Annotated in this window: 10 protein-coding genes; all 10 read right to left on the reverse strand. The window is 41.4% G+C overall.

What is annotated here, in order from left to right; translation table 11 throughout:
- Positions 1–75 precede the first annotated feature (75 nt).
- Entirely contained in the window at positions 76–858 is a 783-nt protein-coding gene (locus tag AC1DPZ_RS16060) for an NIPSNAP family protein (RefSeq protein WP_477405152.1), read from the reverse strand.
- 203 nt (positions 859–1,061) lie between these two features.
- Positions 1,062–1,832: a 3-keto-disaccharide hydrolase gene (locus AC1DPZ_RS16065; protein ID WP_477405154.1), complete on the reverse strand. Its 771-nt coding sequence runs from the start codon at positions 1,830–1,832 to the stop codon at positions 1,062–1,064.
- 17 nt (positions 1,833–1,849) lie between these two features.
- A complete protein-coding gene (locus tag AC1DPZ_RS16070; RefSeq protein ID WP_477405156.1) occupies positions 1,850–2,725 on the reverse strand; it encodes a sugar phosphate isomerase/epimerase family protein in 876 nt (291 codons plus the stop codon).
- 50 nt (positions 2,726–2,775) lie between these two features.
- Positions 2,776–3,666 carry a hydroxypyruvate isomerase family protein gene (locus AC1DPZ_RS16075; RefSeq protein WP_477405158.1) on the reverse strand — a complete coding sequence of 297 codons (891 nt, stop codon included), beginning with the start codon at positions 3,664–3,666 and terminating at the stop codon, positions 2,776–2,778.
- A 14-nt stretch (positions 3,667–3,680) separates the two neighbouring features.
- Positions 3,681–4,931 (reverse strand): nucleoside permease, encoded by a 1,251-nt coding sequence (locus AC1DPZ_RS16080; protein ID WP_477405160.1) that lies wholly within the window; start codon positions 4,929–4,931, stop codon positions 3,681–3,683.
- A 31-nt stretch (positions 4,932–4,962) separates the two neighbouring features.
- A complete protein-coding gene (locus AC1DPZ_RS16085; protein ID WP_477405162.1) occupies positions 4,963–5,403 on the reverse strand; it encodes a c-type cytochrome in 441 nt (146 codons plus the stop codon).
- Between the two features lie 176 nt (positions 5,404–5,579).
- Positions 5,580–6,887 (reverse strand): MFS transporter, encoded by a 1,308-nt coding sequence (locus AC1DPZ_RS16090; protein ID WP_477405164.1) that lies wholly within the window; start codon positions 6,885–6,887, stop codon positions 5,580–5,582.
- A gap of 106 nt (positions 6,888–6,993) precedes the next feature.
- Positions 6,994–8,046, reverse strand: coding sequence for a sugar phosphate isomerase/epimerase family protein (locus AC1DPZ_RS16095; RefSeq protein ID WP_477405166.1), 1,053 nt, complete (start codon positions 8,044–8,046; stop codon positions 6,994–6,996).
- A 9-nt stretch (positions 8,047–8,055) separates the two neighbouring features.
- Positions 8,056–9,207, reverse strand: a complete 1,152-nt coding sequence (locus AC1DPZ_RS16100) for a Gfo/Idh/MocA family protein (RefSeq protein WP_477405168.1) — start codon at positions 9,205–9,207, stop codon at positions 8,056–8,058.
- 216 nt (positions 9,208–9,423) lie between these two features.
- The gene (locus AC1DPZ_RS16105) at positions 9,424–9,990 is read right to left on the reverse strand and encodes a gluconate 2-dehydrogenase subunit 3 family protein (protein WP_477405170.1); all 567 of its coding nucleotides are present in this window, start codon (positions 9,988–9,990) and stop codon (positions 9,424–9,426) included.
- Positions 9,991–10,185 lie beyond the last annotated feature (195 nt).

Consider the following 10,185-nt stretch of genomic DNA (forward strand, 5'->3'; position numbering starts at 1 on the left):
ATATATGAGTCAAATATCCCGATGCCAGGCAAGATCAGAAAACGATGTTTTCTGATCTAAGACAGCATATCACTACTAATAATCCGAATAATCGGCCGGATAAAGGAAGGTGATATCAATATGTGATACGTTGTTCTGAAATTCGGCCTTAGCTGATAAGGTTTTCCAGTAAGCGTCTTTTCCAAATGCGTCCCAGTGCTTATCCCTGTCATCCTTATTATTAAACGTAGTCATATACATCAGGTTTGGCATGTGTGAGCCCGATACCACTTCGGAGTAAAAAACCGCGTTAAAACCAAGTCTTTTAAAAAGCCCTATTTCATCACCCTCATTAAACATACGTACTTTGTTGTAGTTGTATTTTTCGGTAGCGCTTTCGTAACTACGCAACTCATACACCCTATCGGCTTTGTTGCCTGTAAGCTGGGGTACTGCCGGGGCTGGCATACCAGGGAAGGCATGCAGTATCAATATTTCGATACGGGCATAGGGTGCATCCTTGTAGCTTGCATTCATATAGTCTTCACCATCAGTAAAGTACCTGGTATCTGCCTGTAATTTTTTGTCGATACCGGTAAGTTTATCCAACGAAGTAAATGGTGTATAAACATAAATACGCATATCGGCAGTATCCTGTTTTACTGGTTTAAATACGCCAACATTGGGTATACCGGCTCTGTGCAAAGCCGGCAAATAAGCATCCTTCAAATAACGCTCTATCCTGGTTCCCTGTTCAGGGGTTTTATAATGATAAATTTTAAGCTCGTAATAATATCTTTTGGGGGAAGCCGAAAGACCGGAAGCAAAGAGTAAAAACCCTAAAATAAAAGTAATTATACGGATAGGTGATGTTTTCATAATTGGCTTAAAGTTTTGTAAATATAATGGAAAATAGAATCGAAAGTGAAGATAAAGGATGAAGCACAAAAGGCCTTCAAATCCGTTCGAAAATAAAAAATAAAGTGATGCCCATTCCAATATACAACGTAACAATTTGCTTGATAAAACAAAAAGCCTGCTGGCATTAGTCGGCAGGCTTTCTAAATAATAAAGAATTTATCTTAAAGTTCTCTCACCCAAATATTACGAAAACTAAGCGGCTCGCTTTTATCTCCGTGAGCTTGTAGTTTAATTGGTGCAGCACCATGTTTTTTACCTTCGTAAGAAGCTTTGCCTATGTATTGAGTTGGGCCAAGCAGTTCAAAGTTATTTTCAACAAGCACACCGTTGAAAAATACGGTTGCTCTTGCCGCCGATTTTAGTGTGCCGTCCTCGTTAAATACAGGAGCTGTCCATACTACATCATAAACATTCCATTCGCCTGGTTTGCGGCCTGGGTTTACTAACGGAATAACCTGTTTGTACAAACTGCCGGCCATGCCATTAACATAGGTTTTGTTATTGTATGAATCTAAAACCTGTAGCTCATAACCTGCATCTCCTTTACCTATTGATGCTAAAAATATACCGCTGTTGCCGCGGGCCTGGCCGGTACCGGTTATATTTGCAGGCACTTTCCACTCAATGTGTAACTGGTAATTGGTAAATGCCTTTTTGGTTTCAATATTGCCAACACTTTTGTTAACGGTAAGTACATCACCTTTAACCAACCACTTGGCAGGCGTTTTATCTTCGGTAGAAACCCATTCGTCAAGGTTTTTGCCATCAAACAAAACAATAGCATCTGACGGGGCATCACCCAACACTTTACCCGGAACAATAACTTTAGGTATGGGCTCCCAGGTTTCGGTATCCTCTGGTTTCGCTGTTTGTGCGTTAGCCATAAAAAAACTCCCGGCTAAAATAGTGGTTAATATTATTGAGTATCTCATTTTTATAATTGGTTTTATTAAATGTGAAGTGTGTTTTTTAAGTATGCAGCACTTTGAGTGATGCTTACATAAGGATCAATATTGGTATAATTTTCCTGCTCAACAATAAAGTGTTTCACCCCTCCAAGTTTGGCTTTACCTAAAATTGTCTTAAAGTCGATATCACCTGTACCTATTTCGGTGTTAAGGTTAGGATTAGTTTTATCCCTATCTTTAATATGCACAAAAGTGAAGCGGCCCGGATGCTTTTCAAAAATAACCAGCGGATCCTGGCCTGCACGTACTACCCAGTAAAGATCCATTTCCATATTCACCAATTTAGGATCGGTGTTGTTAAGCACCACATCGTAAAAAGTAGTATCACCTACCGGTGCCCACTCAAAATTATGATTATGGTAGCCTAATTTTAAACCAGCCGCTTTACAAATTTCGCCGGCTTTATTCATTTTTTCGGCAACACCTTTGCAGTCGTCAACCGTTTTAATAAAGTTATGGTTTAATGATGGCACAATAATATAGGTTTGCCCAATGGCATTGGCCACATCCATGTACATTTTCAGGTCGTCGGTTTTTCCTTCGCCAAAATACGAATCCAAACCATAGTGGCCACTTGGACTACTCAATCCATTATCTTTCAATAGCTGACCAAAATCCTTACTTTTTAGGCCCCAATAGCCGGTATCTTTATTATAACCAAAAGTTTCTACTTCCTGGTAACCTGCCTTTGCAACTTTACCTATCACACCTTTTACGTCAGCAGGTAATTGATCACGTAAGCTATATAATTGCAGGCCTGCCCCGTTTTTTTCTTTTGCCGATAATAAAGATGGCGCTAACATAACACCTGCCGAAAGTAGACCGGCCTGCGCTAAAAATGTTCTTCTGGTTGTCATGTATTTCTGTTTGGTTTATGCTTTGTTTGAGTATATTTTGAAGATAAGGTTTAAACGTCGCATAAATGAACCGCCTTACGTAGTGAGGCAACCTTATCTTTTTGCTTGGGAATAAACTCCTGCGCCACAAAACCTTTATGTCCTGTTTCTACAATAGCTTTCATAATAGCCGGATAATAAAGCTCTTGCGTTTCGTCTATCTCGTTCCTTCCGGGTACACCACCGGTATGATAATGATTGATGTAGGGATGATACTGCCTAATATTGCGGATCACATCACCCTCATCTATTTGCATGTGGTATATATCAAACAACAGTTTAAAGTGTTCCGAACCTATCCTTTTAGCAAGTTCGGCTCCCCATTCCACCCTATCGCACTGGTAATCTTTATGATCAATCTTGCTGTTCAACAATTCCATTACCAAAACAATGTTATGTTTTTCGGCAAGGGCAACCAATGGTTTTAGTCCTTCCACGCAATTGTTCCAGCCGGTTTCATTATCCTTACCCCGGCGACTACCGCTAAAGCAGATCAGGTTTTTATAACCAGCCGCTGCAACTTTGGGTATCATCTCCGAATAATTTTTTTGTAGCTGGGCATGAAATTGGGTATCACCAAAACCATCCGTCAGGTTAATTTCGGCGCCATTGCACATTGACGAATACAGGCCATGCTTTTTAAGTGTAGGCCAGTCGGCAGGTCCAACCAGGTCGATCCCTTTTATGCCAATATCTTTTGCAGCTATACAAAGCTGCTCTACAGACATATCGCCATAGCACCAGCGGCATACGGCATGATTAATATTACCTTTTAAAGCAGTATCAACATTCATTTCTTTTTCTTCGGATTTAAATGACGATAACATACCTGCCGTTGTTATAGCAGCAGTGCCTGTAACTATATTTTTTATAGCCGATCGTCTGTTTTGATTTGATGCCATGTTTTTTTATTGGTTTATATCTCGGTTTGTGCAGATGGTTCCTGTATATCCAAACCTGGTTTAGTTGCTATATCGTTTGTATCTTTAAATAACAACAGGAAAAATATTAACACCACAGCGGCAATTCCGGCCGGAATAAGCCATATGGTTTGCCAGTTGTGTGAAGTAGTTGAAGTTTGCCAATGATCTACTATCGGCCCCGAAATATACGAGCCGATAAGCATCCCAACGCCATAAGTAGCCAAAGTGATAAATCCCTGCGCGGCACTTTTAAACCGCTCGCCCGCTAAATTATCGGTATAGATCTGGCCGGTTACAAAGAAGAAATCGTAACAGATACCATGCATTACAATACCGGCAATCAGCATCCAATAATTGGCCCCTACATCGCCATAAGCAAAAAGTATATAACGCAGTACCCAGGCTAACATACCTACAGCAAGCATTTTCTTAACGCCCAGCCTTACAAAAAATAGTGGCATCAACGCCATAAACAACAGCTCGGACATTTGCCCCATAGATTGTTTACCCGCGGCTGCCGTTACACCTACTTCATTTAAGAAAGGATTGGTAAAATTATAATAAAACGCCAGCGGAACGCAGATAGCTACTGATGCCAGAAAAAATGTAAGGTATGATCTGTTTTTAAGTAACCCTATAGAATCTAACCCGATAATATCACCAAAAGATGTTTTCTGACCTTTTTTTACAGGAGGGGTATCAGGTAATGTAAAGCTGAGTAAACCTAATATTAACGAAGCTCCCGCTGCCATTTTAAACGTAAGTACCAGCGAGCCTGATTTTTCCCATCCAAGATAGCCAATAAGCAAGCCGGCAATTATCCATCCGGCAGTACCAAATACCCGTATTGGCGGAAATTCTTTACTTGGGTTTTGCATCTGCTTAAATGAAACCGAGTTCACCAATGCCAGGGTTGGCATGTATATGATCATGTAGAATAATATGTTCGGGTAAAACTTATCAAAACCGGTAATGGTAGTTGCATAAAAAAGCGAAGCAGCACCAAGTAAGTGTAAAACGCCTAATATTTTTTGCGCCGAAAAGTATTTATCAGCAATAAGCCCGATAACAAAGGGTGCAATAATGGCGCCTAATGATTGCGTTGCATAGGCTCCGGCATTTTGTGTACCTGTTGCCTTTAACGTTACCGTTAAATAGGTACCCATTGTAACAAACCATGCCCCCCAGATAAAAAACTCCAGGAACATCATTGCAGAAAGCTTTACCCTTATTCCAACGGTCATACTTATTGGGGTTAGAAAAAATTAATCTCGGTTATTTTTTTAACGACAGGATGTACTGTACCATTTCCTTTGCATCACTTTCTGAAAGTGCGGTGTGTGCGGTCATTGCCATAGTGCCCCAGTTACCGCTGCCGCCTGATATTATTTTTTTGGCCAGCATATCGATATTAGCCTGTGAGGCATCATATTTTTTTGCAATATCCTGAAAAGCGGGTCCAATAACCTTGGTATCAACCTTGTGGCAAGTACCGCAATCATTATTTGCTAATAGTTTTTCGCCTGCTGCAGAGCCTGCTGAACCGCCTGCCGCTTCGGTGCCGGTTTTAGTAGCGTTGGTATCAGCATCAGAGTTACTTGCTTTTGCAGTTTGGTTTGCTGCTGCGGTGCTATCACTGCCTCCCTTGTTTGATGAATTACCGCCGCAAGCAGATACTACTGCACAAATACCAAGAATAAAAAAAGCCTTTTTCATTTAATAATTTTTTAATGTTATGAAGCTTGCGCCTCACGTAAATAGTTTGTTGGTTAATGTGTATAACCCATCAAAATTTTATCTGTTTTATTTATTATTTTGATGGGTGATACTGTTTTTTAATTGTGTTGATAATTATCGTGAAAAATACAATTTTATTCTAAAAAAATCGACTATTATACCACTACTGTAGCCAAAGGTGCATTTTTTTTCCTGGCACGCATATAAAATACCAATCCGGTAAAGGCTACTATTAGCGCAAGGGGAATCAATAGCGTAGTATTAAGAACTTCCGGACCAGCCGCAGATCTGGCGGCATCAAAAGCCTTAGCCATATCTGTTCCTGCTTCCGCCGAGCGATAAGCATCTATATTTGCACCCGCAGGAAGTTTTTGAGCCATTATTCCATCGTAGTATCCTCCCATAAATATCATATAAATTGACACACCAAACATCCCTGCTCCGCCCATCAGGTTTAATCCTACTGCACCGGTGCGAGGAAGGTTTTCTGCTACAAATCCAATCATACAAGGCCAAAAGAAGGCAACCCCTAATCCAAAAACAACGGCTGCAAGGTAAATGGCATCACCATGTAAGTGAATCATAAGGTAGATTCCCAGAGCTGATAAAATTGCAGAAATAAGTAAAACTCCCTGCGGCGCAAGGCGATGTACTATTGGACTGGCAAAAGCCCTACCCAGTACCTGGACGGATGCGACAAAAGTGAGGATTAAAATGGCGTTGTGCGTAACTGTTTTAAACAATACATCTGTCCATTGATTTGTAAATAATTCTGTAATAGCAGTACCAAACATGCATATAATCATAAAAAGAAACAGCGGATTGAGAAGCGCTTTATACATATCTTTTGTACTTACGCCAGCCGATACCCGTTCTGTAACCGGAAAATCCAGTTTAGAGAAAAGGAAACCGTAGATTAACGTTGGTATCAACATAAATCCTATCTCTATCTGCGAGACCCAGTAAGGTTTTTCAGATGCACCATTTGCGAGTGTATTATCTAACCCAAATACAACCAGGGTTCCTATTACAATCCCAGCCGGAAACCAAAGGTGAAAATGGTTCAGTTTTGTAGTTTTATTATCGGTGTACATGGAGGCTACTAACGGATTGCAAGATGCTTCAACCGTACCATTGGCAATCCCGATCATCAGTGTTGAAAGGAATAATGTCCAATATCCATTAGCGAAAATTGTTAGCAGAATACCAATCAAATGAAAAATAAAAGCCGATACAAGCAACTTTTTCATACCGATGATATCCACTATAAAACCACCTACAATTATTGCCAAAGGGAATCCCCAGAAAGCAGTAGCTGCAATTGTTCCTAATTCTGATCCATTTAAATGAAATCTTACCCCCTGATCGTTTAGTATACCGGCTCGGATGCCGAATGACAATGATGTTACCAGCAAGGATAGGCAACTGGCTCTGAAAAGCTGTGTACGGTTAATAGTTTGCATTTAAATTATTTTAGGTTATGATAATTGGTTAATTGGCATTTTTCTCAACTTGTATTTATAGACTTACGAAGTTCTAAAAACTTCGTAAGTCTATGTACTATATGTCTTATATCCCCAGCGTTTTCCTGTTCAGTGCGTCGTCGGCACCTGATGCTGCAAAATCGTCAAAAGCACGTTCGGTAACCCGGATGATGTGATTTTTGATAAACTCAGCACCTTCGCGGGCCCCGTCTTCAGGGTGTTTAAGCGCACATTCCCATTCCAGCACGGCCCATCCCGGGAAATCATATTGCGTTAGCTTGCTAAATATCGCTTTAAAATCAACCTGCCCATCGCCCAATGAGCGGAAACGGCCTGCACGGTCAACCCAATTCTGGTAGCCGCCATAAACGCCTTGTCTTCCGGTAGGGTTAAATTCTGCATCCTTCACGTGCATCATTTTTATACGCTCGTGATACAGATCAATATACTCTAAATAATCCAGACATTGCAGTATAAAATGCGATGGATCATACAGCAGGTTTGCCCGTTTATGGCCTTTTACCTTATCCAAAAACATCTCGAAAGTAATACCGTCATGCAGGTCTTCCCCCGCATGAACTTCATAGCAAAGGTCGATGCCATTATCCTCATAAACATCAAGGATAGGTACCCAGCGTTTGGCCAGCTCACCAAAAGCGGTATCAACTATACCGGCGGGGCGTTGTGGCCATGGGTACAACATTGGCCAAAGCAGCGCGCCACTAAAAGTAACCGATGCAGCCAGACCTAAATTTTTTGATGCCTGTGCAGCATACTTTAATTGCTGGACGGCCCATTTTTGCCTTTCGGCGGGGTTATTACGTAATTGCTCTGGCGCAAAACCGTCAAACAGGGTATCATAAACCGGGTTTACCGCTACCAACTGCCCTTGTAAATGGGTAGAAAGTTCGGTGATCTCCAATCCGTGGCTGTTTACAATGCCTTTTACCTCATCGGCATAAGTTTTGCTTTCGGCAGCCTTTTGCAGGTCGATAAAACGGGCGTCCAGTGTTGGCAGCTGAACACCTTTGTAACCCAAGTCGGCAGCCCATTTACAAATAGAATCAAGGCTGTTAAATGGTGCGGTATCACCTATAAATTGTGCTATAAATATTGCAGGTCCTTTAATGGTTGTCATAGTTTTTATTTAGATAGAAAATTCAGTCCACTTTTTATCTGATTTACCCGATGCAATCACATTTTCAATAAATGCCATTCCGCGAACGCCTTCTTCAATACCGGGGTAATCCTTTTCTTCGGGTGTAGCGTCCCTGCCTTCTAACCCGGCTTTAACAGTTAAAGCGAAGTTACGGTACAGGTTGGCAAATGCCTCCAGGTATCCCTCCGGGTGACCGGCAGGCGTACGTGTATTATGCTGCGCAAATGAGCTGGTGTAACCACCGCCTGTGCGCCATACTTCCATAGGTTTATCAGTGTACATCAGGGTTAATGAGTTGGCGTCACTCTGGTGCCATTCCAGGCCACCCTGCTCGCCATAAACCCTTATTTTCACATTATTTTCTTCACCGGCAGCAATCTGGGTTGCCGTAAGCACGCCGCTCGCGCCGTTATTGAATTTTAGCAAAGCAGCACCATCGTCGTCCAGTTTGCGCCCCGGTACCACAACATTGATATCGGCACAGATCTGTGTTACCTCTAAACCGGTAATATATTCGGCCAAATTAAAGGCATGGGTACCTATATCCCCCATAGCACCAGCAATCCCGCTTTTACCCGGATCGGTACGCCACGAGGCTTGTTTATTATCATCACCCTCTAAAAAACTACTGAGCCATCCCTGCGGATACTCTACATAAACTTTACGGATGTTACCCAGCTTACCGGCTTTTATCAGTTGCTTGGCTTCTTTCACCATTGGATAACCGGTGTAAGTATGGGTTAGGCAAAATAGCTTGCCACTTGCTTTCACCACTTTATCCAGTTCTTTAGCTTCAGCCAAAGAAAAGGTCATCGGTTTATCCAAAACCACATGGAACCCATTTTCTAACGCGGCTTTAGCAGGATCAAAATGTACATGGTTTGGAGTAACAATACTAATTACCTGTACACGTTCATCTTCGGGCAGTTGTTTTTCTTTTTCTATAAGTTCGGTGTATGAACTGTAAACGCGGTTGGCCGGTAAACCCAGCAGAACGCCGCTTGCCTTTGATTTTTCGGCATTGCTGCTAAAAGCGCCGCAAACCAGTTCATATTCACCATCGATGCGGGCAGCAATCCTGTGCACAGCGCCAATAAACGCACCTTGCCCACCGCCGATCATTCCTAATCTTAATTTCATTGTTTTTTAAGTGAGTGGTTGATTGGGTTGATTAGGTGAGTGGTTAATTATCGAAAACTGAAACAGTTTACATAATGCAACTACCCGCCTGTCCAACTTAAAACCAATTTATAAAGTGAATGGTTGACTGGGTTAATTAGGTGAATAGTTAACAGGGATACAAATCCTTATTTCAACCACTCACCTAATCAACCCAATCAACCACAAACCAATTCTTTAGGTTGCCCAGGCTTTATCGCCTTTTTTGTATGGAAAATTACCATCATATTTTCCGGGTACAGCAATGTAGCGCAGGGCTTGTGTTGCACCAGGTTTTGAGGTGAAGAAACCCAGCAGGGTTAATTCTTTCATCATCCTGAAATAATGGTTAGGGTCTTCCGGCTTTTTGGTTTTGGTGTAGGCTTTTTGCTCGACATCAAGCGCGGTAAGTAATTCGGTGCGCTGCTTTGAATCAGCCTCCATAAACTTCTTATCAAACTTTTTCTTGCTGGCATCATCCAAATCGGCTATACCTTTTACAAATATTTTCTGATCTGCCGGTTTATAACAATCCTGTACCATTAAGGCCATAAAGCTGCCTACATCGGCCGCTTTTGCACCCGGAGAGGAAGTAGCCGGTAAAATGGTTTCGCCAACCTCATTCAGGAAAGCAACGTTGTCTTCATCAAACAGTTCGTTTACCTTTTTAGAAGTTGATTTACATCCTGAAACGAAAAACTCGGCGCCTATCACCGTGCCGCCCAGTATTAAACCAACCCTGGTAATTGCATCTCTTCTATTCATTTTTCTAATTATTGATTTAGTGAATTAGCGAATTAGTAATCTTTTATTTGTTGATTTTGTGAGTTATTGAGTTTTATGATTTTTGATTATCCGAATTTTTAAGTTCTTTAATCACTATTCACTAACCCGCTAATTCACCAATTAAATTATGCTTTTAATTCAAATCCCTGTCGGTATTCGCGTTTAATATACTGG

The organism is Mucilaginibacter sp. P4_G9 (genome assembly GCF_056400985.1).